Origin of the sequence: Parabacteroides sp. HGS0025 (assembly GCF_000969845.1) — a bacterium.
Classification (GTDB): Bacteria; Bacteroidota; Bacteroidia; order Bacteroidales; family Tannerellaceae; genus Parabacteroides; species Parabacteroides gordonii.
In genome coordinates, this window is sequence record NZ_KQ033903.1 from 112,326 (window position 1) to 137,037 (window position 24,712).

At 44.0% G+C, this 24,712-nt stretch carries 20 protein-coding genes; 15 read left to right on the plus strand and 5 right to left on the minus strand.

Annotated elements, in window-relative coordinates:
- The first annotated feature begins 184 nt into the window (after positions 1-184).
- The 11 genes from HMPREF1212_RS17715 to HMPREF1212_RS17765 all read left to right on the plus strand — a co-directional run bounded on the left by HMPREF1212_RS17715 (position 185) and on the right by HMPREF1212_RS17765 (position 11,345).
- Complete coding sequence (locus tag HMPREF1212_RS17715; protein ID WP_046150518.1) at positions 185-1,513, plus strand: hypothetical protein; 1,329 nt, start codon at positions 185-187, stop codon at positions 1,511-1,513.
- Positions 1,514-1,546: 33 nt separating this feature from the next.
- Entirely contained in the window at positions 1,547-2,716 is a 1,170-nt protein-coding gene (locus HMPREF1212_RS17720; protein WP_046150519.1) for an imelysin family protein, read from the plus strand.
- Positions 2,717-2,812: 96 nt separating this feature from the next.
- The gene (locus tag HMPREF1212_RS17725) at positions 2,813-4,240 is read left to right on the plus strand and encodes a di-heme oxidoredictase family protein (RefSeq protein ID WP_046150520.1); all 1,428 of its coding nucleotides are present in this window, start codon (positions 2,813-2,815) and stop codon (positions 4,238-4,240) included.
- A gap of 21 nt (positions 4,241-4,261) precedes the next feature.
- Entirely contained in the window at positions 4,262-5,476 is a 1,215-nt protein-coding gene (locus tag HMPREF1212_RS17730) for a porin (RefSeq protein ID WP_046150521.1), read from the plus strand.
- A 10-nt stretch (positions 5,477-5,486) separates the two neighbouring features.
- Positions 5,487-6,194 carry a hypothetical protein gene (locus HMPREF1212_RS17735; protein WP_046150522.1) on the plus strand — a complete coding sequence of 236 codons (708 nt, stop codon included), beginning with the start codon at positions 5,487-5,489 and terminating at the stop codon, positions 6,192-6,194.
- The gene (locus HMPREF1212_RS17740; protein WP_028727754.1) at positions 6,191-7,339 is read left to right on the plus strand and encodes a Rid family hydrolase; all 1,149 of its coding nucleotides are present in this window, start codon (positions 6,191-6,193) and stop codon (positions 7,337-7,339) included. The genes HMPREF1212_RS17735 and HMPREF1212_RS17740 overlap by 4 nt, the downstream gene beginning before the upstream one ends.
- A gap of 25 nt (positions 7,340-7,364) precedes the next feature.
- Positions 7,365-8,057 (plus strand): hemerythrin domain-containing protein, encoded by a 693-nt coding sequence (locus HMPREF1212_RS17745; protein ID WP_046150523.1) that lies wholly within the window; start codon positions 7,365-7,367, stop codon positions 8,055-8,057.
- 10 nt (positions 8,058-8,067) lie between these two features.
- A complete protein-coding gene (locus HMPREF1212_RS17750) occupies positions 8,068-8,679 on the plus strand; it encodes a response regulator transcription factor (protein ID WP_046150524.1) in 612 nt (203 codons plus the stop codon).
- Positions 8,680-8,785: 106 nt separating this feature from the next.
- Positions 8,786-9,931, plus strand: a complete 1,146-nt coding sequence (locus HMPREF1212_RS17755) for a Rid family hydrolase (protein ID WP_046150525.1) — start codon at positions 8,786-8,788, stop codon at positions 9,929-9,931.
- 106 nt (positions 9,932-10,037) lie between these two features.
- On the plus strand, positions 10,038-10,730 hold the full coding sequence (locus HMPREF1212_RS17760; RefSeq protein WP_028727748.1) for a hemerythrin domain-containing protein: 693 nt from the start codon (positions 10,038-10,040) through the stop codon (positions 10,728-10,730).
- Positions 10,731-10,736: 6 nt separating this feature from the next.
- Positions 10,737-11,345, plus strand: coding sequence for a response regulator transcription factor (locus HMPREF1212_RS17765; RefSeq protein ID WP_046150526.1), 609 nt, complete (start codon positions 10,737-10,739; stop codon positions 11,343-11,345).
- A 68-nt stretch (positions 11,346-11,413) separates the two neighbouring features.
- On the opposite strand, the gene HMPREF1212_RS17770 is transcribed toward HMPREF1212_RS17765, so the two are convergent.
- A complete protein-coding gene (locus HMPREF1212_RS17770; protein ID WP_046150527.1) occupies positions 11,414-14,803 on the minus strand; it encodes a GLUG motif-containing protein in 3,390 nt (1,129 codons plus the stop codon).
- Positions 14,804-14,930: 127 nt separating this feature from the next.
- The gene (locus HMPREF1212_RS17775) at positions 14,931-15,707 is read right to left on the minus strand and encodes a DUF4469 domain-containing protein (protein WP_046150528.1); all 777 of its coding nucleotides are present in this window, start codon (positions 15,705-15,707) and stop codon (positions 14,931-14,933) included.
- A 466-nt stretch (positions 15,708-16,173) separates the two neighbouring features.
- Between HMPREF1212_RS17775 and HMPREF1212_RS17780 the strand changes: the two genes are divergently transcribed.
- Both HMPREF1212_RS17780 and HMPREF1212_RS17785 read left to right on the plus strand, forming a co-directional pair.
- Positions 16,174-16,740, plus strand: coding sequence for a DUF3575 domain-containing protein (locus HMPREF1212_RS17780; protein ID WP_028727744.1), 567 nt, complete (start codon positions 16,174-16,176; stop codon positions 16,738-16,740).
- Between the two features lie 15 nt (positions 16,741-16,755).
- Positions 16,756-18,204 (plus strand): DUF3868 domain-containing protein, encoded by a 1,449-nt coding sequence (locus HMPREF1212_RS17785; protein WP_046150529.1) that lies wholly within the window; start codon positions 16,756-16,758, stop codon positions 18,202-18,204.
- Between the two features lie 104 nt (positions 18,205-18,308).
- Here the strand turns inward: HMPREF1212_RS17785 and HMPREF1212_RS17790 are convergent, their stop codons facing one another.
- Positions 18,309-19,376: an NAD(P)H-dependent flavin oxidoreductase gene (locus HMPREF1212_RS17790; protein WP_028727742.1), complete on the minus strand. Its 1,068-nt coding sequence runs from the start codon at positions 19,374-19,376 to the stop codon at positions 18,309-18,311.
- A gap of 205 nt (positions 19,377-19,581) precedes the next feature.
- Here HMPREF1212_RS17790 and HMPREF1212_RS17795 point away from each other — a divergent pair, with 205 nt between their 5' ends.
- Both HMPREF1212_RS17795 and HMPREF1212_RS27500 read left to right on the plus strand, forming a co-directional pair.
- Positions 19,582-19,851: a hypothetical protein gene (locus tag HMPREF1212_RS17795; protein WP_028727741.1), complete on the plus strand. Its 270-nt coding sequence runs from the start codon at positions 19,582-19,584 to the stop codon at positions 19,849-19,851.
- Entirely contained in the window at positions 19,841-19,963 is a 123-nt protein-coding gene (locus HMPREF1212_RS27500) for a hypothetical protein (RefSeq protein WP_255353076.1), read from the plus strand. Before HMPREF1212_RS17795 ends, HMPREF1212_RS27500 begins: the two co-directional genes overlap by 11 nt.
- Before the next feature lie 77 nt (positions 19,964-20,040).
- Here HMPREF1212_RS27500 and HMPREF1212_RS17800 read toward each other — a convergent pair whose 3' ends face one another.
- Entirely contained in the window at positions 20,041-20,859 is an 819-nt protein-coding gene (locus HMPREF1212_RS17800; RefSeq protein WP_028727739.1) for a phosphate ABC transporter substrate-binding protein, read from the minus strand.
- A gap of 321 nt (positions 20,860-21,180) precedes the next feature.
- On the minus strand, positions 21,181-24,351 hold the full coding sequence (locus tag HMPREF1212_RS17805) for a DUF6383 domain-containing protein (protein ID WP_046150530.1): 3,171 nt from the start codon (positions 24,349-24,351) through the stop codon (positions 21,181-21,183).
- Positions 24,352-24,712 lie beyond the last annotated feature (361 nt).

The following is a 24,712-nucleotide window of genomic DNA, read 5'->3' on the forward strand; positions in this document are numbered from 1 at the left end:
GCTATATTTTTTACCATCTCCTTGCATCCATTACGCCTTTACAAGGCATTAGATCAGATAACAAATATCTATTCAAACACCCATAAATACCTACAAATAGGTAAGATTGTCCTTATTTTACCTACAATATGCGATTGCGCATACTTTTTAACCGCCCTAATTTTGCCCAAAATTAAAAAAGGCAATGAGAAAATTAACAAACTTACTGGTTGTCGCTCTACTTGGGTCTTGCGCAACGGCCCTGGCACAAAACGAAGAAACACCTACAGCATCAGAGAAATCGGCTGAAATTTATGCCGGCGGTTATGAAAAATTTCGCTTCGGCGGTTATGGAGAGATCTTGGCTAATTTTATGGATTATGGCATCAATCGTTTTTCCGGAGTTACCTATGGTAATACAAAAGACAACCGGAATTCGATATCTATCCCTCGCTTCGTTTTAGCATTCGACTACAAATTCAATTCCAAATGGATACTGGGAGCCGAAATAGAATTTGAAGCAGGTGGTACAGGCTCAGCCGTCGAACTTGAACAAAAAGAAAACGGCGAATATGAAACGGAAATAGAAAAGGGTGGAGAAGTCGCTCTTGAACAATTCCATATCACCCGCCTGATTCACCCAGCCTTCAATGTACGTGCGGGACATCTTATCGTGCCTGTCGGATTGACAAACGAACATCATGAGCCGATCAACTTCTTCGGAACCTCACGTCCGGAAGGTGAAACAACCCTTCTGCCCTCTACCTGGCATGAAAACGGTATTGAGTTCTTCGGTACTTTCGGTAAAAACTATACCAAATTCAGTTATCAGGCACTCATTGTTGCCGGTCTGAATGCAAACGGCTTTGATCGCGACACATGGGTTGCCAGTGGAAAACAAGGCCTTTTCGAAGCGGACAACTTCACTTCACCGGCTTATGTAGGCCGTTTGAATTATGAAGGTATCCCCGGATTAAAGATTGGAGGTTCCATGTATTATTGCAATGATGCCGGAGCCAACTCCGACAAAACAACGACTTATGCAGGTGTCGGCAGAATACCGATCCGCATATATACAGCAGACCTGCAATTCCGCAACAAATATGTAACTGCCCGTGGAAACATCCTCTACGGGAACCTGGGAAACTCCAAAGAACTTAGTAACTGGAACGGTAAACAATCCAGCAAATCGCCTTACAGCCGATTGACACCTATTGCCAAAAACGCAGTTAGCTACGGTGGAGAAATGGGTATTAACATCCGTTCGTTCTTTAAAGAGAATGCCAAAATACCGACCATCTATCCTTTTGCCCGCTACGAATATTACAACCCTCAGGAAAAAGGTGAAAGCGGACAGACGATGGAAAAAAGATGCCAAGTAAGCATGTGGACCGCCGGTTTGAACTGGTATGCCCTGCCTAACCTGGTAGTAAAAGCGGATTATGCAACCCGCCAGATCGGAAGAGGGAAATATAACAGCGAAAATGAATTTAGCCTCGGTATAGCTTATATCGGTTGGTTTATAAATAAATAAATAAAGAGCAATAATATATTAATAATTAGACACATGGACAAACGATTCTTTTATTCAGCTATTTGTGCATTAGGGCTGTTATTTACAGCCATATCATGCAGTGATAACGATGATCCGAAACCGGATGACAAGCCAGACGCAGCTAACATTGAATATACTGCTGAAAATGCAGTAAGTTGGGGCAATTACATGTATAATGTAGCAAACTTATTAAAGAATGATGCTACCACCCTTTACAACGCATGGAATACAAAGTATGAAAGTGAAAGTTATACAGGAGGTGAAAGTTTCGCTTCTCTTTTCAAAAATCATAACTCTGTATACACCAGTGCACTTAATTGTGTAGACGAACTTATAGAAGGATGCATTACAATTGCAGATGAAGTTGGTAACGCTAAGATCGGTGATCCATACAGCAAATACGTTGCAGGTAATACGACAGAGGCCCTTTATGCCGTAGAGTCATGGTATAGCTGGCATTCACGCGACGACTATACGAATAATATCTGGTCTATCCGTAACGCTTATTATGGTTCATTGGACGGAACAATTCATAAAAATTCGTTGTCAGCTCTGGTTGCTACAACCAATGCCGATCTCGATACACAAGTAAAAACGGCTATCGCAAATGCAGCAACCGCAATCCAGGCTATCCCGCAACCTTTCCGCAACAACATCAACAGCAACGAAGCTCGTGCTGCCATGGATGCCTGCGAAACATTAACAAATGTATTTGAAAGCTTGAAAGGCTATGCTGACGATGCCTATAAAGCCAATTCATACGACAGCATACTGGATGCCATCGTTGATAATTATGTAGATGGGGTTGTATTACCGACTTACAAATCACTCATGGAACAAAATACGGCTTTGCTCAATGCAATTACGACATTCAGAAATAATCCGAGCGATATTAATTTCAGTAATGCTTGCGATGCATGGTTGGTAGCCCGTGAACCATGGGAAAAGAGCGAAGCCTTCCTGTTTGGCCCAGTAGATCATTTAGGCCTCGACCCCAATATGGACAGCTGGCCTCTCGACCAGGTTAGAATCGTAGGAATTCTGGATTCCGGCAACTTCAGCGATTTGGAATGGGGTACAGGAGATGATGACGATGCAGTGGAAGAAGCTCAGAGTGCCCGTGGTTTCCACACATTGGAATTCTTGCTTTTCAAAGATGGAAAGCCTCGCACCATCCAATAATAATATTCCATTGATTTATATAGTCAAGAGGCAGGATGTCAAACCTACCCTCTTGACTTGTTTGTTCGTATACCTAAACAACAACAAGACATAAAAATGAAACAATATTACAATCTGTTTTTATCTTTTACTTTATTGCTCATTGCAAGCGCGTGTGAAGACGGATTTGATATAGACGATGTTGAAATAGCTAACGGATATGCACTCTCCGCCGGCACTTCCACCATCTTCGTGAATTCATCGAAAGCGTACGACTCTAATGCCGATTGGGTTACGGGAAATAACCTGATACGCTTTTACCGGGGAGACAAATTATATGATGACGTGCGTACTAGTTCTAACGGTCAAGGAGGAGGATTAGGGCCAGTTTATGCCGGTTACTCCTGCGGCAGTTGCCACCGCAATGCAGGTCGTACCCGTCCGACTCTTTGGAGCGAAGGCGGTTCTGGTAATTATGGCTTCTCTTCCATGCTAGTTTATATCAGCCGCAGAAACGGAGTCTTCTTCAGGGATTACGGCCGGGTGCTTCACGACCAGGCTATTTACGGAGTCAAACCGGAAGGAAAACTTTCAGTAAAATATACCCATGAGACATTCTCCTTCCCGGATGGGGAGACTTATGAATTATGTAAACCGGACTACTCCATTACCGAATGGTATGCCGACAGTATTGCTCCTAAAGATTTATTCTGTACAGTTCGTATCCCTTTACGCCATGTCGGAATGGGACAAATGATGGCACTCGATCCTAAAGAAATCGAAGCATTGGCCGCTAAAAGCAACTACCCGGAATATGGTATCAGCGGACGTTGCAACTACATCTCTGAACGGGGAGTCATGAGTCTGGGGCTGTCAGGAAACAAAGCTCAACATGCAGATCTGACAGTCGAGTTGGGTTTCTCCAGTGATATGGGTGTCACTAACAGCCGCTATCCGGAAGAAATTTGTGAAGGCCAGATACAGGTGAATCAAGGCAGTATGATGGGACTTTCTTACGATCAACTGGATATTTCAACAATAGATATGGAAGATGTCGATTTCTACATGCAAAGTCTTGGGGTTCCGGCCCGACGGAATGTAAACGATCCGCAGGTAATACGCGGGGAAGAGATGTTCTATCAGGCCAAATGTCACTTATGCCATGTCACAACTTTACACACAAAATCACGTGGGTCGGTATTGTTGAATAATACCCAAGTTCCTTGGTTAGGTAGTCAGACTATCCATCCCTACTCCGATTACCTGTTGCATGACATGGGATCGGAAATCATGGGAGTCGGCCTGAACGACAACTACGTCAGTGGTCTGGCCCGCGGAAACGAATGGCGTACTACCCCGCTGTGGGGTATCGGACTTCAGGAGAAAGTCAACGGACATACTTATTTCCTTCATGACGGACGTGCCCGCAATTTGGTAGAAGCCATCATGTGGCACGGGGGCGAAGGAGAAGCATCCAAAAATTTATTCAAGAAAATGAGCAAAGAGGATCGCGATGCTCTGATTACATTCTTAAATTCACTTTAACACACTTGTTATAATATAATTATGAAACAAATAATAGCAGTTATCATACTATTGTTACTCCTGCCTGTTGCAGCCATCGCACAACACGAAAACGATATGGAAAATGGTATCGTATCCTTAGCGGGAAAAGAAGGATTCACGATAGGAACAAAAAAAGGTGATTTCATATTCAAACCTTATTTATTGGTGCAGACAGCAGCCAATCTCAATTACTACGACGATGAAGGACTGGACCCCGCCTACAATCAGGACAACATTGCCAATTCAGGATTTTCTATTCCTTATGCTATTCTGGGATTTACCGGAAAAGCCTTCAATATGGTAACATTCAACCTTTCCATCAATGCGGCTGCATCAGGCGGTGCACTTCTTCAGCAAGCTTGGTTCGACGTACAGTTGAAACGGCAGTTCGCCATACGCGTCGGTAAATTTAAAACACCGTTTACCCATGCTTACCTGACTACATTGGGAGAAACATTGATGCCGGTAATGCCTATATCACTTACAGCACCAGTTATTTTACCTCATTCGCTCAACGCTGTAACCCCAAACATCGGAACAGGCTTTGACCTCGGTGTTGAAATTCACGGTGTGGTAAAAGAAAAATTCGGATATGAAGTCGGAATATTCAATGGCACGGGAAGTTCCGTTAATGTGGCATCCAAAACATTTAGTGACGACTGGCATATTCCTTCCTTGCTTTATGCCGGACGCGTAACCTATATGCCTAAAGGGGTAATGCCTGCCACACAGGGTAATCCCAACCTTCTGAACGAAGACAAAATGTTATTCGGTCTTTCCACATCTCTTAATGTGGAAAGTGAAAATGAAAGTACAAACGATTATCGTGCCGGGGCGGAATTCGCCATGCTGAAAAAACGCCTGTACCTCGGAGCAGAAATTTACTATATGAATGTAGGATTCACTAAGCGTCAGAAAATTGACGAAAGTTACAACTATCTGGGAGGATATGTACAGGGGGGATATTTCGTTACTAACCGCCTACAGGCTACTGCCCGTTATGATTTCATGAACCGCAACGGACTCGACACGAACGGATTTCTCAACATGCCGGCAGTAGGTATCAACTATTTCTTCAAAGGTTGTAACCTGAAACTACAGGCCATGTACCAGTTTACCGGACGTACCGGTCATGATACGCAACTCGACCGCGATAACGACGACCTCGGGCTTGCCATGCATTCCGGCACAGTCCTGCTTCAATATACATTCTAACGAGAAGAATATGAAAAAAGAAATTCTTTCAATACTATTACTGTCAGCACTCGGGCTGATCGCCTGTGACGACGGTAAAATATATACAAATAATAATATTACCACCACCGAAGGAAGTGTTCTGAGAATAACGACCAACATCTGCGGTATCAACGACTGGCCGGAAGGTTACAGCGTTGTTATTGCCGGATTTGACAATACTGACTATGCCACCATTTCCAAAGGGATACCGGCCCCTGAAAAAGACGGAGAAACGGTCGATGTCATCTTGTCTGGAATCTCGACAGAAGTCAGCCAAGTCGAAGTATGCGTCATCAACCGATTGAGAAAGCGCATTGCCACCTTCTACAAAGCAGACTTCACCGCACAGGATGACACTGTCTTTTTAAATGCAGGAACAATCAATGCCGGCATGTTCAACAGTATTCAAAAAACGGTATTCGATTCTCATTGCATCGCCTGTCATGGAACCAGTACTTCTGCTGCCGGAGGATTATACCTGACGGAAGGGAAAAGCTATGAGGCTCTTGTTTATGTGAAAGCCGATTTATCACCGGAAGGGAAAATGCTGGTAAATCCGGGTAACACGAATGACAGTTTTATCCTGGATATCCTTTTGTCAAATACGACAAGACACGATCACAGTGATATATTGTCAGTCATGCCCGAAAAAATAACTCTGTTACAAAGTTGGATCGAAGGAGGAGCCAAAGAATGATTCTCACTAAAACATACGAACAAAACTCCATACACGCTCAAATCAGTTCTTTTGAAGGGAAAGGAGGGGTGACGGAATATCATATTATGTTTTCCGTTGCAAGCCCTTCGCTTCCTTTCTGCGAACAATTGGACAGGTTGCAGGCTGCCTACGAGACACTGACTAAACAAGATTTAAAGAATGCCGTAGCCGTTTTCCGCCGTTATTTTCTGAGTGATGCAGCCAATCAGGCCGAGTCGCTGATCGAACGGGAATGTGAAAATCCTTATTGCGCACTGTCAGTGGTACAACAGGCTCCGATGAACGGAACCAAGATCGCCCTGTGGGTCTGGTTACAAACCGACATGACGACAGAAACCTATAAGTCAGGGATGTTCGAAGCAGCACACAACGGTTACCGTCATTTATGGAACGGAGGAGCACACAACAAGGCTGCCACTTCCGAATATCAGACCCGCCTGTTGCTCAACGACTACGTAATGCAGCTCACCGAACAACATTGTACGCTGGCTGCCGATTGTATCCGTACCTGGTTCTTCGTACAGAATGTAGATGTAAATTACGCCGGTGTTGTAAAAGCCCGCAAAGAAGTGTTCATCACTCAGAACCTGACGGAGAAAACACATTATATATCCAGTACCGGGATAGAGGGTCGTCATGCCGACCCGAACGTTTTGGTACAAATGGATGCCTATACCGTCGACGGCCTGCAACCGGAACAAATCCGGTTCCTCTACGCCCCTACTCACCTGAACCCTACATATGAGTACGGGGTTACGTTCGAACGGGGAACAGCTGTTTCTTACGGCGACCGTAAACACATATTCCTTTCCGGTACCGCCAGTATCGACAACCGGGGAGAGATCGTTCATCCCGGAGATATTCTGAAGCAGACCGAACGGATGATGGAAAATATCAGAGCATTGCTGCAGGAAGGCGGAGCCTCCATCGATGATATCATGCAGGCAATCGTCTATCTCCGTGACCCGGCCGATTATGTGGAAGTAGACCGCTATATCCGTAAGAATTATCCGCATCTGCCGCACCTGATTGTACTGGCGCCGGTATGCCGTCCGGGATGGTTGATTGAAACGGAATGTATTGCCATTATTCCGGCAGACCTTCCGCAATACCCCTGTTTATAAATGAAACACCATAAATACAACAACTATGTATAAACAAGGAAAATACAAAGAGACAGATAAAATGAGTGACTTGATTTGCGAGAACTATCCAATGGTTCTCGTAATGAGTCGCTTCGGTATCGACCTGGGATTCGGGGAGAAAAACATCGGGGATGTATGCCGGCAGAACGGAGTGGATTGCTGTACATTCCTCACCGTTGTCAATTTTCTTTCGGAAGAGAATTCGACTACGATCAACGAGATCAACAAATGCCTTTCCCTCGGATCACTGATCACCTATCTGCATAATGCACACGATTATTTCCTCAACTTCCGGTTGCCGCATATCCGCCGCAAACTGACGGAAGCGATCACCGGTTGCCCGGGGGATATTGCTTTCGCTATCACCAAATTCTTCGACGACTATGTCTACGAAGTCCATAAACATATGTCGTATGAAGAAAAGATCGTCTTCCCCTATGTGCGCAATCTGCTGGAAGGGGTGAAAGATTCCAAATACAATATCAGCATCTTCCGCAAACGACACGACCAGATAGAGATGAAGATCGTTGAGCTCAAAAATATCCTGCTCAAATACTATCCCGGCCCCGACAATTACCTGCTGAACAGTGTCCTGTTCGATATCTTTGCCACCGAACAAGATCTGGCCTCTCATAACCGGGTAGAAGATTACCTCTTCGTTCCCGCTGTACTAGCAATTGAAAAAACAATAAAATGACTGCTGTTTTATGAGCACTAACATCAAAATAGCTATTGCAGAACCTTCTGCCATTATCCGTTGCGGATTGATCACCATCCTGAAACGGCTGCCCGGATTACACATCCAGTTAACAGAAATCTCCACAGCAGAGCATCTGGTGGATAGCCTTCGCATGCACCGGCCGGAAGTACTGATCATTAACCCTTCACTTCCCGGATATTTTGGGATACAGCACCTGAAAGAAGAATGCGGCTGTCCCGATATGAAATGCCTGGCCATTGCCTGCATGGTTGCCGATCATAGCATGCTTCGCTTTTACGATGATCTGCTCAATATTTATGATAGTCCCGACGAACTGAAACATAAGCTGGAACGGCTGAATGCTGAAGAAACGTCCCCCGAACCGGAAGAAGAGGAAGAACAACAAACATTAAGCTCCCGCGAAAAGGAGATCGTTGTCTGTGTGGTTAAGGGAATGACAAACCGGGAGATAGCCGACCGGCTATATCTTTCCACTCATACCGTAATCACTCACCGCCGGAATATCGCCCGGAAACTACAGGTTCACAGTGCCAGCGGTCTGACTGTGTATGCAATTGTAAATAAACTGGTTGAATTAAATGATATAAAGAAAGCCTGACAAATATTATTTTCTCACAGCTTTTGTTTTCTTTTCACATAACAAAATTTGGCTTCAATCTGATATACTGTATCTTTGGGAAACAAAAAAAATATATCAGGCTACCATGGATCTAACAACAAGACAATACAACAAGACAAGAGTACAGATCACTTCCTTTGAAACTAAAAAAGGGATCACCGAATATCATATCATTTTCGAACAAACGGATTGTCTGGATGACTATACTACCCAGTTGCAGGACTTGCTTAAGGCTTACAACCAGTGTGTGGGAGAACTTCCCGGAAATCCGACCGCCGTATTCCGCCGTTACTTCCTGAGTGACGTGACCAACCAGACGGCTCTGCTGATGGAAGAGGAACGTTCAAATCCTTATTGCGCCCTCTCTATCGTACAACAGGCTCCAATGAACGGAACTAAAATAGCACTCTGGGCATGGCTCCAGACAGGCGTACAGACACAAGTGCTTCCGAGCAATCTGTTTGAAGCCCGTCACGGAAATTACCGCCAGCTTTTTGGTGCCAACCTTTGCAACCGTGCTGCCAATTCCGAATATCAGACACGGCTTATCTTCCGCGATTACATCATGCAACTGACCGATGCCAAGTGCACGCTGGCCGCAAACTGTATCCGTACCTGGATATTCGTACAGAATGTAGACGTCAATTATCCGGGAGTGGTTAAAGCCCGCAAGGAAGTATTTGCAACACAGAACCTCACGGAAAACACGCACTTCATCGCCAGTACCGCGATAGAAGGCAGATATCAGGACACCAACGTTTTCGTCACAATGGATACGTATGCCGTATCCGGGATTGGACAGGAACAGATCCAATATCTATACGCTCCCGATCATTTGAGCCGTACATACGAGTATGGAGTGACTTTTGAAAGAGGCGTAGCCATCACTTACGGCGACCGTCGCCACGTATTCGTTTCCGGTACCGCCAGTATCGACCGATACGGTGAGATCGTCCACCCGGGAAATGTGATCAAACAGTCCGAGCGCATGATCGAAAACATCACCGCATTGCTGAATGAAGCCGGAGCCGACTTAAACGATATTATGCAGGCAATCGTCTACATACGTGATACCGCCGACTTTGCCCGCGTCGAACAATATATGAAGGCTAACCATCCGGACATCCCTTACCTGATCGTCCGTGCTCCGGTATGCCGCCCGGGTTGGCTGGTTGAGATCGAATGTATCGCCGTAGTTGCCGTCGATGAACCGGAATATCCGTCATTATAATCAACAAACGTGAAAGAATAATAACGCTCGAAATTGTTCGCTTAAAAAGAACTACCTTTGAACATTCAATAACACCAAAACAATTTAGAAAGGAATAGTAAAACTTATGTATAAAAACGGGAAATACCGGGAAACCGACAAGATGAGCGATTTGATATGCGAGAACTACCCGATGGTTCTTGTGATGAGTCGTTTTGGAATCGCCTTGGGATTCGGAGAAAAGAATATCGGAGAGGTATGCCGCCAGAACGGTGTAGATGCCTGTACCTTCCTGACAGTGGTCAACTTCCTGACGGAAGATATTTCCGCCCCTGTCACCGATGTCAACAAATGTCTGTCTATCGACGCGCTGATCACTTACCTGCATAATGCACACGATTACTTCCTCAACTTCCGCCTGCCGCATCTGCGCAGGAAACTGGTGGAAGCGATCGCAGAATGTCCGAAAGATGTAGCCTTCGTGATCCAGAACTTCTTCGACGAATATGCCGAAGAGGTGAACAAGCATATGTCATACGAAGAAAAAGTGGTCTTCCCTTACGTCCGCGGATTGCTGGCCGGGAAGAAAGACCCGAAATATAATATCTCGATCTTCCGCAAGCGTCACGACCAGATAGAAATGAAGATTGTGGAACTAAAGAATATCCTGATCAAATATTATCCGGGCCCCGGAAGCAACCTGCTGAATAGCGTGCTGTTCGACATCTTTGCCACCGAGCAGGATCTGGCCTCACACAACCACGTGGAAGATTACCTTTTCATGCCCGCTATTTTAGCTTTAGAAAAAACAATTAATTGATGCCTTATGAGCACCACACTGAAAATCGTTATTGCTGAACCTTCCGCCATCGTCCGCAACGGATTGGAAGCTATACTGAAGCGCCTGCCCGGCGGCCTGCGCGTCCAGTTTTCTGAAATAGCGACTATCGAAACGCTTACCGAGGATCTCCGGACACACATGCCGGATATCCTCCTCATCAATCCATCCATTCCGGGATATTTCACTATTCCCCACCTGAAAGAAATGACAGGTTGCCCGAATATGAAATGCCTGGCTCTGGTCTATTCGCCGATCGACCACTCCCTGCTCCGTTATTACGACGACCAGATCAATATCCTCGACAGTGTCGACGAGATAAGTCTCAAACTCGAACGTCTGCATGCCAAATCGGAAGAAGAAGCCGACGGCGACGAACAACAGACCCTGAGTTCACGCGAAAAAGAGATCGTCGTATGCGTAGTAAAAGGCATGACGAACCGCGAAATAGCCGACCGCCTGTTCCTCTCCACCCATACCGTCATTACGCACAGAAGGAACATCGCCCGCAAGCTACAGGTACATAGTGCCAGTGCCCTCACGGTGTATGCGATTGTCAATAAGCTGGTGGAACTTAGCGATATCAATAAGGCATAAACAATCATTCATACCATACAAAAAAGGGGATCATTGCTGAATGATCCCCTTTTCTTATCTGTCCGCCACTATAACATCACTTTATAGCGTTTACCGTCCACTTCCACAATATAGGCACCGGAAGGGAACTGCCAGCGGGTTTCCCCCGGAAGGATACGCGCTTGCTTCAGCAACCTGCCGTTAAAGTTATAAACCGCTGCCCGCACTTCGGTAGTGACACTGATATACAGGCAACCATCAGCCGTGCGAACTCCTATACCGTCGGCAGCAATCGTCTCGTTGGCTACCGGATCAGGGTTCTTCACGACACCGTCGATCCTTATCTCAACCGGTTGACGCACATACTTCACAAGGTAAGCACCGTCGCTGCTACGCGGGGTGATGGTTTCGCCCCGGTCGGTCGTGACAATAGGTTCGGATTGATCATATCCTTTATCCAATGTAAGATAAAAACGGAAACTACCCCATGCTTCTACCTCGTATTCTCCGGCAACCGGATCGGTGGTTGCACCTTCCACTGACGGAAGTGCCACCGTATAATAGACTGTTGGTTCAGGATCAGGAGTCACCGGCGGTTGAGGATCAGGATTTTCTTTGCTAAATGTCGCAGCAATCGTAACAGCATCATCCGGCATGTCAAATGAATACTTATTATTGCCTTCACTATTGACAGTTACATTTCCACCTCCGGCTTTTGTAACGGTTGGTAATCCGCTAAGTTTATAACCGTTTGCCGGGGTAGCAGTAAAGGTGATTTTATCACCGTCCAAAGCTTCCGTTTTATTTCCCTCTATGCTGATAGCACCATTTGTAACGCTTGCTATTGTTATGTCCGACTTAACATTAAACACGGCTGCAATCGTCGTTTTTTTACCTGGCATGGTAAAGTAATAATGTCCGGCATTCTCTGTTATAGCAACTGCATTTTCTCCTTCCGGCTGATAAGTCAGACTTCCCAGTAAAGAATTCTGATCCGGAGTTATGACAAGTTCAACCTGTGTACCTGCTCCCGCATACGTTTTATAATACTTTGCACGTACAGCGCCATGTGTTGTTGCTGCAAATTCCAACGGATAGGGAATTGAGACATCCGGTTGGTTAGCCATCAAGACGCCGGTAGTTGTTTTCAGCTTGGGCATAACGGGTAATGCTCCGGTTTCCCAGTTACTTGTATTATCCAGTATACTGGCAGGTATCGGGTCATTGTTCCTCCAATCCCAGCCTGCACCATTCTTATCTGCAGCATTAGATCCGGTGATTGGATTAGATGTACTATTTGTCAGGTCGTCCCAAACGATATTATCATAAGCATGATTGTCTTGGAAATTAAAAGAAACAGCGCCATTGTCAGGACTTTCACCTAATATCCTGCCAACAAAACAAGCCACATCTCCATCTTTTGTAATCAGTTTGTAGTTTAATGCAAGGCTATTTTTTATAGACATACTATTGCTTCCATATCGAACTGCATATCCGAGAATACCTCCGGCACCTCCTGTGTCGGAAGGATCTTTAGCACTGATTATCCCGGATGAAAAGCAATTAGCTATGCCAGCATTCCCATCATAATTATCCATATACCCAACTATTCCACCTGAAACGGAATGAAGTCCTTTTGTTTCTTCCCCGTTGTATATATCTACAGTCGAATAACAATTGCTGATAGTTGCTGTAAACCAAGACTCTGTTTTCCAAGATCCTACCACGCCACCAAGATAGGAAGCAGAACCAATAACATTGCCCGAAATAGCACCTCCTGTAACGTAGCAATTTTTTAGAGTAGCCTTTTGACCCAGGCCGACAATTCCTCCAAGTTGGCTATCCCCGACACCACTATTGGTTACTTTCATGGTTACCCCCTTTTCTGAAATCACAACTCCCAGATTTTGGATAGTTCCACTATTCAGCCAACCAAATAGACCGGAAGTTATACTTTCTCCGGATATTTTATTGATATACAGGTTTTGAACCTGATATCCATTCCCGTCGAATGTTCCTTTGAAAGGATTTGAGTCGCTATTTCCTATCGGTGTCCATTCCTCACTATCGAGGTCAACATCGGCAGTTAGTTTGACAAATTTGCCATCGAAATCGTTTCCGGCATTTACCACGTTGGCAAATGTTTTCAAAGCGGCCGGGCTGGCAATCAGGTAAGGATCAGCATCTGTTGTACCAACTGAAGCAGCCGCAGCGGTAAGCTCCGTTTGCGTCAGTGTAGGATGTTCGCTGCCGGGAAGTAATTCCCAGGCATATTTTTTCAACAATGACGTTTGCGTCGTCCCTTTAGTTGTACTATAATTATAGGCACCCTGATTCATCCATTGAACCAGGAAATTGTTTTTACTGACATCAGCAGGAACAGGCAGCAAGTTTTCAGTAGTTCTTTCGGCATCATTTCCGGTGCCTTTTGCATAGGCATCCTGATTCCAATAACAATTCAGTAATGTGGATCGTGTACCGGCATTTCCTGCAAATCCGCCTACTTTGGTATCAGTAGAACCTCCTTCCACAGTTCCCAACGAATAACATGAATGTACATCGTTGGCTTCATAGTCATTGGAACTAAAAACGCTCTGTCCGACAAAACCGCCGATATATGCATAATCTCCTCCTTTTACATTTCCGGTTGAATAGCAATTATAAATGATCGGATGCCCTCCGGATGTCGTTCCGTTTTGTCCGACAAAGCCACCAATATAACTTTTATAAGTATAAGTATCAACAACTCCACTCCCTGCTGTCACATCTACAGAAGCATAGCAGTTTGTAATAATGCTGCATGTACCATACCCTCCATAATTCATCCCGACCAATCCTCCGGCATAAACTTTCTCTCCTGTTACAATTTTCCCGGTGGCACTACATCCATCCATAACATCACCGCCCTTCAATCCGGCTAAAGCTCCGACATAAGAATACCCGGTTCCAGTAGGAGTCGTTAACTCTATATCGGCATTCTCTATATGTAGATTTTTGACAAGGCCACCATTACCGGGAGTAGGAAAGCTTGCATCCCCTATTATACCAAACAAACCGGCAAAAGTATGTGTACCCCTTATTTTCAAATTGGATATAGTATGGTTTTGTCCATCGAAGGTTCCACGAAAACAGTTTTTCTTTATAGAATATAGGTCAGTATTACTAAGCCCTATTCCTATCGGTGTCCATTCATGTTCTGCCAGATCGATATCGGTTGTAAGTGTCAACGTGCAACCGATAAACATTTTATCACTGGCCGTATTTCCTGTTTGCCGGTCTTCGTTTACCATTTGGGCGACCCAGGCCAACTCTGCTGCCGAACTGATATTGACGGCTGCATTCCCGGCTGTCCATCCGGCAGGTTCAGTAGCGGTTAGCCCATCCCATACGTCCGCCTGTGCTTTCGCTACGTGCGAAATAATTAAGAAAACAAGCAGATATAATAACCTGCTTGTAACCAAAGTAATTTTTGTTTTCATATTGTTTTTATTTTGTATGTATCAAATCAATTCGTGCGCAGGCATTGCGCACGAGCTTGCGCATCGGCCGCGCATTCCCTTGCTCATACATCGCGCACGGGAATGCGCAATGCCTGCGCAAAAAAGTTTATTCTATTACGGGGCGGTCATCCTCACCATTACCTACCGTCAGCACATAAGGGAAACGGTTACGCCGTACGTCCTTTAGCAAGACTGTACGGTTGCCACCATATTGGGTCGCTATTTCAAGATAATATTTTCCGTCAGCCAGAGCCGGGATTATGAAAGAGAGGAAAGAAGGATCGTTACGCGAAACGACAGTCATCGGAACAGCTGTTTCTGCATCATCATCCGACTTGATAAAGAAAAGCCCAACAGTATTACCTTCCGTCCCTACGATTTTGATGCGTTTACCTTCCGCATTGAGGGTATTTCCCGGAGTGATCTTTCCATTTACTTCACCGGTGAATACATCGGTTACTTTTCTGAGGGTAGGAAGTCCTTCCACCACTTCACCTATAATCACACCAACCTCTTTCAGATCCTTCTTCACATCAATAATAGGCGTGCTGCGAAGGGTTACACTGTTCTTTGCCGGATCGAATTTGGCTTTCGGGCCGATGAAGGAACCGTCTATTCCAAGGGAGTTGTGAACAAGTCCGAATTCTACGGTAGAACCGGAGTACAATTCATCCTTTGCAGTCGCCTTCAGATCGTTGTGGGCGGCCAGTAATTCGGAAGCAGAGAACTTACTTTTACCGTTGGCGGCAATATTACAAAGGTCTTCGATCGAGCGGTTTGCCACGTAAGTAACGTTGGCTGTGAAGTCATCTTCACGCTCTGTCAGCATGTTAGCCACAAGATTGGCGACGATACTACGCTTTTTTGGTTCATTTGTTGCCATAAGCTTTATTAGATTGATTGAGTTCGTAGAGAACTGTGGTTATTATATTGATTTTCATAGCTAGAGAAGCTCCACCACTGTTGTACGCAGCATAGAAAGAACGATACACCAAAGTTTAAGAAGAACATTTATTTTCCCCGTTGATACCCTCAGAGTACCTTTTCCTGTAAAGAAAAAGACGAAACAAACAGATATCTGACGGTTAAGTCTTGATAATTACCCTATGTTGATACCATATTTACTGATTATTACTATCTTTGCCAGCATTACTAACATAGTTCTCTACGAACTAAGTTATTTTAAACCCTCTTATCCCCTCGTTTTTCCCAATTAACATAACAAATCTCAAAACCTGTTTCTTTCTTAATAATTAACCCTAACATTTCACCTTTTTTTCAAAACGGGGCAAACAATATCCGAAACCTTCCTGTTAAGAACAAAGAGTATCACTAATAACGAATATCACATGAAGAAATTCTTTTTAATAGGGGCAACGTTATTATTCTCCCTTTATGCAAGTGCACAACATGTAGCACTAAAGAATAATATCATCTATGATGCCACTGCCACTCCAAACCTAGGTCTGGAAGTGGGGCTAGGGAAAAAGGTTACAATGGATCTTTCTGCGGGTTACAATCCATTCGAGTTTAGCAACGACAAGCAGGCGAAACACTGGCTGGCACATGCAGGCGTACGTTTCTGGACTTGCGAGAAGTTCAACGGGACATTTATCGGCGTTCACGCACTGGGCGGCCAATACGACGTGGCAGGCTTCAAGCTGCCGTTCGATATGTTCAAGAAACTGGAAAACCATCGTTACGACGGTTATTTGTATGGCGGGGGCGTCAGTATCGGCCATCAATGGATATTATCCAAACGCTGGGGAATCGAAGCCGAGATCGGTGCTGGTTATGCCCGCATGCATTACGACGAATATGCCAAAGGCAAAGATATGCCTAAACTGCGCAGCGGCAACCACAATTACTGGGGAGTGACTAAAGCGTCCCTTTCCTTCATCTATTTCATCCACTAAAAACAAGTAAACAAAATGAAGAAGTTATTCTATATAGCAACCGTTTTATTATGCTCCGCCTATGGGAGCATGCAGGCACAGACTGTTAGTCCCGACGGCATAGCATACAGCGATCTGCAGGTAAAGAAAGAGGGCAGCCAGGTAAGCCTGTCGACTACCGCCAACCTCAACAACATGCAGCTGAAATCACAGAACATGGTCATCATCACGCCGGTACTTCAGTCGGCCGACAAAGCACACACGGTGAAGTTCGACCCGTTCGTGATCACCGGAAAGAAACGTATGAAAGCACTCGACCGCGAGATGGGCTTCGGTGCGGAACCGTTTGAACAAACACCGACCGTGATCTTCCGCCATAAAAAGAACCAGGCGGAGTCTATCCCTATGACGCTGACCGTTCCGTACGAAAGCTGGATGCGCAACGCCTCACTGGTGATGCAGGCCAATACGACCGGATGCGCTTCGTGCGACGTGGCAAGTAATATCACTCCGCTGTCATCACGTATCCTGCCGCCGGTGGTTGCACCGACTTACGAGTTGAGCTATGTCACTCCTCCGGCAGAACCGGTTAAACAGCGCAGCGAAACCCATTCGGCTTACCTGAACTTCGAAGTGGGCAAGTCTGTCTTGCTGCACGACTTCAAGAACAATGCCGCCGAACTGAAAGAGGTGAGCAAGATCGTTAGCGAGGTGCGCAACGACAAGAACCTGAAGTTTACGGAATTCAATATCACCGGATATGCTTCGCCGGAAGGTGGCTACGATTATAATATGAAACTGTCGGAAAGCCGCGCCAAAGCATTCGCCGCTTATATGAAGGATAAGGAAGACATGCCGGCCTCCCTGATGAAGGTGAACTGGGAAGGTGAAGACTGGATCGGCCTGCGCAACGCCGTCAAGGCTTCCAACCTGTCCAACCGTGATGAGATCCTGAAAGTATTGGAAGTATCCGATATCAATAAACGTAAAGCACAGCTGAAAGCGCTGAACGGCGGCAAGACTTACCGTATGTTACTGGATGATTATTATCCTGCCCTGCGCCGTATCGACTACACGCTGGCTTACATCGCCCGTCCGTTCGACGTGAACGAAGCCAAACAGGTGATCAAGACGAAACCGCAGTACTTGAGCCTGAACGAGATGTTCGTGGTAGCCAACACCTATCCGAAAGACAGCCCTGAATTCAAGGAAGTATTCGACATCGCCGTACGCCTCTATCCGACCGACCCTGTGGCACAGCAGAACACTGCCGCCCTCGAAATTGAACGCGGAGCTACCGATGCCGGTATCGCCCGCCTGCAGAAGATCAATACGCCGGAAGCCTGGAATAACCTCGGTGTGGCTTATGCCAGAAATAAAGAGTACCAGAAAGCGCTCGACTATTTCGGTAAGGCTGCCAACGCAGGCGTGAAAGCGGCTGCACAGAACGGAGAAGAATTGAGCAACTGGCTGAAAGAACAATAAGACCTCCCTCCCCGCGTCAATAACGGGGACAGGCCACCAGATAAAGAAAGCCCCGATAGGCAGGATGCTTACCGGGGCTTTTTGTATTCATATAAGTAGAAAAATCATTCTTTCGATTTCCATTCGTTGATCAACTCGTTGATCGTCTCCCTCACCGACATGATGCGGCTGGTCTTCCAGGCATTGCTTCCGGCAAAGGCATATCCGTTTTCAAAGTTTCCTTTGAACGCATTATACAACGCCGTCACGATGCAATAAGGACTTTTCGAGATATCACACGTCTTGATGCAGTTGAACGGGCAAGCCTTCGGCTGTTTGATGCCGGCCTTTACCTTTTCGAGGAAATTACAGTGGATCGCGCGTCCGGGCATTCCGACCGGGCTCTTGATGATCTCAATGTCTTTCTCTTCCGCTTTGATATAGCTTTCCTTGAAAGCCTCGGAAGCATCACACTCGGTGGTAGTGACGAAACGGGTTCCTAATTGAACGCCCGATGCTCCAAGATCCATCATGCGTTTGATATCTTCACCCGTATAAATGCCTCCTGCCGCAATTACCGGGATTCTCTTGTTGTATTTCTCCTCAAACAGGGAAACTTCGTGTACTACCTGCGGCAGTAACTCTTCCAGTGAGAAATGTTCGTCCTCCAACTGGTTCTCCTTGTAACCGAGGTGACCTCCGGCTTTCGGGCCTTCCAGTACAACGGCATCGGGAAGATAGTCGTAGTTGTTCTTCCATTTCTCGCAGATGATGCGTACGGCACGTGCACTCGATACGATAGGCACCAGCTTCGTTACACTGTCTTTCTTCAGGAAAGAAGGTAAGTCGAGCGGCAGGCCTGCACCACTGAAGATGATATCCACCTTTTCGGCGATACTAGTCTTCACCAGTTCTGCGAAATCGGAAAGTGCCACCATAACGTTCACACCGATGATACCTTTTGCCTTTTCACGGGCTTTGCGGATCTCTTCGGCGAGGCCTAAATTGCCTGCTTCCGTGTAATTAGGTGATAGTTTTTTATATAAGAGTCCGAGACCGGCTGCGGAGATAACGCCGATCCCACCTTCATTTGCTACGGCTGAGGCTAAGCCGGATAGAGAAATGCCTACGCCCATCCCGCCTTGGATAATTGGGAAGCGAGGTTTCAAATCTCCGATTGTTAATGTCTTCATGAAAAATATTGTTATTAAATACGCGGCAAAGGTAGCACAATAAACCAAATGATGTGCAAAAAGAACCAATATTATTGCACAGGTATAGTACTTTTGTGCAGTATTTATAATTCTAGTATTAAAGGAGCCACAGATTTACACTCTTTTCCAGGTTTAATCGTATCTTTGCATAAAGGGATAAACCTCTAAAAGAAAGGAGTTAATTATGACAGCAATAGAACTTGAAGCACGCAAAGCCGAACTAGCTCGACAGGTGCTCAATATAGATAGTCGGGATATACTGGAAAAGCTTCAGGATTATCTGAAACATTTGTATAGTGGTAAAGAGGGAACAACCAACGTGATATCGGAAGAAGATACGATAAGCAAAGAGGAAATTCTTGCCGGTATTGCTGAAGGTTTGAACGAAGTAGCCGAACGCCGCCGTACTGGAACCAAAGGCAGAACTTTAAGAGAGTTGATCAATGAATTATGATATAATATTTAACCAACCGTTTGCCAGAGAAGTAAAACGGTTGAATAAAAAGTATCATTCGTTGAAATCCGACCTGTGTTTGCTGGAACAGGAACTGCTGAGTAAATTATGAATTATCACCATACCTACCAATAAAGAAATGCAGACAATGCATCAAACACTGTCTGCGTTTTTACTACTTGATTCTAACTATTTAACCGGGATATATCCCACCTTCTTTACTGTTTCCTGTCCTTCTGCCGACAATACATAATCGATAAACGGCTTTACAGGGCCTTCGTTCTTCACTTCATAATAATAGAACAATGGGCGGACGATCGGATAGGTCTTATTCTTTGCGTTGGCAAAAGAGGGTTCGACGAAGCTCTTGCCTGCATCGTAAGAGACATGGATCGGTTTTACATCCTTATTTACATAGGCCAGCCCCACGTAACCGATAGCTCCTTTTGTCTGGCTTACCGACTGGATAATGGCTCCGGTGGCAGGCATACTCAGGATGCCGTTCATGTAGTTCTTATTTTTCAGTACGCTTTCCTTAAAGAATTCGTACGTACCGGAAGAGGTTTCGCGTGAATAGGCAACGATCTTCAGGTCGGCTCCGCCTACTTCTTTCCAGTTCTTGATCTTTCCGGTGAAGATACCTTCCAGCTGTTCGCGGGTCAGGTTCGTTACTTTATTAGAGGGGTGCACTACGATTGCCAGGGCATCGTAGGCGATCACTACCTCTTTCGTATTCTTCTTAGCTTCCTGCAAGCGGACTTTCTCGTCGAATTTCATCTTACGGGAAGACATGGCGATATCGGTCGTTCCTTCCATCAGGGCGGAAATGCCGACACCAGAACCACCACCTGTTACAGTTACTTTAGTACCTTTATTCTTATTCATAAAGTTTTCAGCTTCCGTCTGTGTGACCGGCAGGCAAGTATCACTCCCCTTAATCTTCTGTGCAAATACATTTGTTGTAAATAAACAGGCGGCCATAGCAGCCAAAACAATTGTCTTTTTCATTACGCTTATTGAATTAATTTCCTGATGCAAAGTAACTACACAGGTATTTCAACCACATGAAACAGGTATTACATTTGTATGAAGATGTTGATGTCGCAAATTGCGACATCAAGTTCTTTTTTACATACGAAAGCCCCGAAGAACGAATCCTTCGGGGCCTTGTTTTTGTCTGTTTTTGCTCTTCACAGAGGTTGAACAGAAGAACTTTATTTCATTACTTTAGTATTAATATCTACCGCTTGTTCACCCTCGCAGGCTACTTGGCTCATGACGGAACCACGCGGTAAACAATTTAGAATTATTTGATTTTAAATAATTGCTTTATTTTACGATTGCTTTTACAGCAGCTTCACCTTCTACGGCTACAACTATTACACCAGCTGGTACAGAGATGGTAGTGTCGTCTGAAGAGAGAACTGCGTTAGCTACAACCTGACCAAGTACGTTACTGATAGTAACTTTCTTACCTGCAGCACCCTTGATTGTGATATCACCATTACCAGCAATTACACTTACAGAAGTTACACCGATAGTTTCGTTAGCAACAGGTCTTTCCGAAGTATGAGCAATATTAAATACATCTGCATCATAATCTTTATCTGTTAATACAGGAACACCATTATGTATTTTCACATAAGTCAATTCTATAGGATTAGTCTTGTTTGTTGATTCCATTACGAAATCATTGTTACCATCTTCTACCATACGGAATTGGAATGTTACATTCTGACGGATATTCTTGCTTAGGTCAATAGTGTCATGTCTTACGCTCTTAGCGAAATTGTTCAAGTCTGCAGTATCAAAAACCGGAACATTGTCATAGATTACCAGTTTACGTTCTTTATACAAATGTTTAGCAGGAACAAAACCTAATCTTGTATAAGGCTCTGTAGTTCCAAGAGAAGTATACTGGAAGATCTGAGGATTTTTATTTGCAGCATTATAATCAGCTACTGAGTCAACATAGTTAACCAAATACCAACCTGTACGAGAGAACTCTCCTGTAGTCGGGTGAGAATGATCAGCCGGACATTCAACCTCACTATGGCTATTTACACGTACAGCCAATAAATACTGTGGTATAGTTGTCTCAGAAACATAAGCTGTATCTACAAAGATCGCTTCATTTCTTTTTAACTGATATTCATTAAAGATACCCAAATAGTTAGCACCTGTCCAAGTATTTTCTTTTGAATCATTATTGATATCTACACATACATTTTTACTATCTTCGAATAATACACGTGAAGGATTCTTTGTATCAAAGAATTTAACTGTATCACCAAATAATGCCAAATCATCATCTTTGCTTAACTTACGATAGATATAATTATCTGCAGGTGACAAAGAAAATGTACTTGTACGTCCTGACATTTTGATAAATTCAAGATCAAGAGCAGAAGATGTTGCATCGGAAACAACCACTTTATTAGCTTCTACTGGTTTCGGAGTGAAGCTATAATAAGAAGCAGTATCAATCAATACATAGTTACCTTGAATTGTCGACTCTTTCAAGTAGAATACAGCAGCGTTGTCTTTCTTATTCTTACCCAGTTTGTATTTTGCACCATCAAGAACAATCCATTGCTGATCTTGTTCTGCCAGATTACGAGAAGGTAATACTCTCAATTTATAAGCAATACGAGTTAATTGCTTAACATTCTTATTTGCTTCATTTGTGAACTTTTCTGCATCGGATTCTTTAGCAGTCATCGGAACCAACTGGAAGAACAAATTAGCATTTTCAGATTCACGAACTTGCAGAGCTTTGTCATTCTTAGCATCTACATAAGCATTAATTCCTTCGAATCCTGTATAATATTTCAAAGAATAAGCTTTGTAATAATTTGCATCACCTTCAATCTTATTATAATAAGCAGGGACAGTTACATCTGTTACTTTTTCAAATTTATATTTGTTTCCAGCCAAGTCTGTAACAACCAAATTATCTGCCGAATAACCTTCACCTTTATAGAATAAACCTACAGGAAGATTAGACTGACCTGTATACTGATCATTATCATATTCACGGTTTACAATGCTAGTCACAACACCACCATTAGAGCTTACGATCCACTGTGCAGAAACATACCAGTTTTTGTTTGCATCAGGTAAATAAGTCATAACAGAGTCCAAACCTACTGTGTAATAGTAATTTTTCTTCTTATCAGTAATAATCTGGCTATCATCGTTCAAATTCTTGATGAAATAGTAATCAGAAGGAATATCGGCCAAATCTGCAGGAGTGCGTCCATCCAGATAGAATCTAACCCCAGCACCATCAACATCCTTATGAGATGCAAATTCTGAGTGAGTCTTATCTGTCAATACTGCAATCTGCACTAATGTATCAGGTGTCAGATCCGTAATATCTTTCCAATATCCAGAAGGATCAGCATTATTAAAACTCTTAGCTGCCCCACTTGTGTATACAGCAATTGAGTCAGAAGAAGGGAAGTACTGAAATTTGAAAGCGAATTGAGGTAATGAACCATCTGTTCCTTTCAAGATAGACTTTGTTGTATCTGCATAAACAAACGGTCTGTATTTAGAACCACGGTTTGCTGAGTTATAATAAGCAGTATCAACCATAACGAAATATTTGTTATCGTTGTTTGTCCTATTATCATACTGAGCTTTATCGATCAAATAAAGACTGTCTGTATATGATACAGCTTTCGTATAATCGGTTGCATTTGGAGCAGCATTGTTTGCCATAGCAGGAACAGCCTGCAACTGTTTTCCTTTAAAGATGTTCAATTCTTTAGCATTGATCAATTCCGGAGTATAATTCAAAGTGAACCAACCGTCTGTAACCTTTGAAGTCTTGCCCATCATTGTGTTCAGATCGCCTGCATTCAAATAAACAGGAATTGCTTCATAAGGAGCAACAGCCAAAGCTGTAAAGCCAGTTGCATTACCTTCTTTAACATCGGCATTTGCAAAAATTTTAGCGACAACCGCTTTGTTTGATGTGTTATATCCTAACACAATAGAAGAGTCATTTGAAAATGCAGCTGCTAATCTTGCTGTATCAATTTGAGAAGAGTATGATGTTTGAGCAGTATACTTCCACTCAACAATATCTCCACCAACAGCAATTGAATCTGTTGAAACAGTAGCTCCATTCTCATAAACCAACTCACTAGCAGAGTTAATAGACAAAGGAAGACCAGTTGCTTTATTTACAAAGCGGAAAGTAGGAGTACTAGCATTCGGATAGTCGATAACAGAGACCGTCCACAAAGCAGAATCAATTTCAGCTAATGTTGCACTTTTACTATCAAAAATAGATAGTTTATACACATTCCCATCTTTAGTAACATTTAACTGTTCTCCAGCTTTTCCAGAAAGGATGTAACTCTTTCCAGTTTCAAGCTTTTGTACAGTAGAACTTGTATTTGCTAAACTTCCGTAAGTCTGAGCAGAAACAGTCCCAACACCCATAGCCAGCAGAACGCCGGCTACCAAAGTAGAAAACTTTTTGTTCATAATCAATAAATTTAATATTAATAATAGTGTTATAAAAACTCGCTCACAGCCTACTCTCGGTAGGCTTCCAAATGTTAATGACTAGCTAAAACGATCGTTTTTTCTCGTCACTGTTTTCGAGGAATTTTGATTTGATGACAAAAAGCTGTAATTTCGTACTTGCTTTGCTATTCTGTTGATAAGAAAGAAGATAGTAAGGGGAAAAAAATTAGAAGAAATGATTGGTATTTCAAAATGATGAGTTACCTTTGTGACGAGAAAAAACGATCCTTTTTTTTAGTCAGTCTTTTTTCGATCTCTAGCCTTGCTATTCATAGTTTAGAGTACTATTTCCAACAAATGTTAAAAACAGTCGGTTTTT

Excerpts from the sequence above, each read along its gene's own strand:
- HMPREF1212_RS17715 (WP_046150518.1), top strand. The coding sequence starts at position 185 with ATGAGAAAATTAACAAACTTACTGGTTGTCGCTCTACTTGGGTCTTGC.
- HMPREF1212_RS17720 (WP_046150519.1), top strand. The coding sequence starts at position 1,547 with ATGGACAAACGATTCTTTTATTCAGCTATTTGTGCATTAGGGCTGTTA.
- HMPREF1212_RS17725 (WP_046150520.1), top strand. The coding sequence starts at position 2,813 with ATGAAACAATATTACAATCTGTTTTTATCTTTTACTTTATTGCTCATT.
- HMPREF1212_RS17730 (WP_046150521.1), top strand. The coding sequence starts at position 4,262 with ATGAAACAAATAATAGCAGTTATCATACTATTGTTACTCCTGCCTGTT.
- HMPREF1212_RS17735 (WP_046150522.1), top strand. The coding sequence starts at position 5,487 with ATGAAAAAAGAAATTCTTTCAATACTATTACTGTCAGCACTCGGGCTG.
- HMPREF1212_RS17740 (WP_028727754.1), top strand. The coding sequence starts at position 6,191 with ATGATTCTCACTAAAACATACGAACAAAACTCCATACACGCTCAAATC.
- HMPREF1212_RS17745 (WP_046150523.1), top strand. The coding sequence starts at position 7,365 with ATGTATAAACAAGGAAAATACAAAGAGACAGATAAAATGAGTGACTTG.
- HMPREF1212_RS17750 (WP_046150524.1), top strand. The coding sequence starts at position 8,068 with ATGAGCACTAACATCAAAATAGCTATTGCAGAACCTTCTGCCATTATC.
- HMPREF1212_RS17755 (WP_046150525.1), top strand. The coding sequence starts at position 8,786 with ATGGATCTAACAACAAGACAATACAACAAGACAAGAGTACAGATCACT.
- HMPREF1212_RS17760 (WP_028727748.1), top strand. The coding sequence starts at position 10,038 with ATGTATAAAAACGGGAAATACCGGGAAACCGACAAGATGAGCGATTTG.
- HMPREF1212_RS17765 (WP_046150526.1), top strand. The coding sequence starts at position 10,737 with ATGAGCACCACACTGAAAATCGTTATTGCTGAACCTTCCGCCATCGTC.
- HMPREF1212_RS17770 (WP_046150527.1), bottom strand. The coding sequence starts at position 14,803 with ATGAAAACAAAAATTACTTTGGTTACAAGCAGGTTATTATATCTGCTT.
- HMPREF1212_RS17775 (WP_046150528.1), bottom strand. The coding sequence starts at position 15,707 with ATGGCAACAAATGAACCAAAAAAGCGTAGTATCGTCGCCAATCTTGTG.
- HMPREF1212_RS17780 (WP_028727744.1), top strand. The coding sequence starts at position 16,174 with ATGAAGAAATTCTTTTTAATAGGGGCAACGTTATTATTCTCCCTTTAT.
- HMPREF1212_RS17785 (WP_046150529.1), top strand. The coding sequence starts at position 16,756 with ATGAAGAAGTTATTCTATATAGCAACCGTTTTATTATGCTCCGCCTAT.
- HMPREF1212_RS17790 (WP_028727742.1), bottom strand. The coding sequence starts at position 19,376 with ATGAAGACATTAACAATCGGAGATTTGAAACCTCGCTTCCCAATTATC.
- HMPREF1212_RS17795 (WP_028727741.1), top strand. The coding sequence starts at position 19,582 with ATGACAGCAATAGAACTTGAAGCACGCAAAGCCGAACTAGCTCGACAG.
- HMPREF1212_RS27500 (WP_255353076.1), top strand. The coding sequence starts at position 19,841 with ATGAATTATGATATAATATTTAACCAACCGTTTGCCAGAGAAGTAAAA.
- HMPREF1212_RS17800 (WP_028727739.1), bottom strand. The coding sequence starts at position 20,859 with ATGAAAAAGACAATTGTTTTGGCTGCTATGGCCGCCTGTTTATTTACA.
- HMPREF1212_RS17805 (WP_046150530.1), bottom strand. The coding sequence starts at position 24,351 with ATGAACAAAAAGTTTTCTACTTTGGTAGCCGGCGTTCTGCTGGCTATG.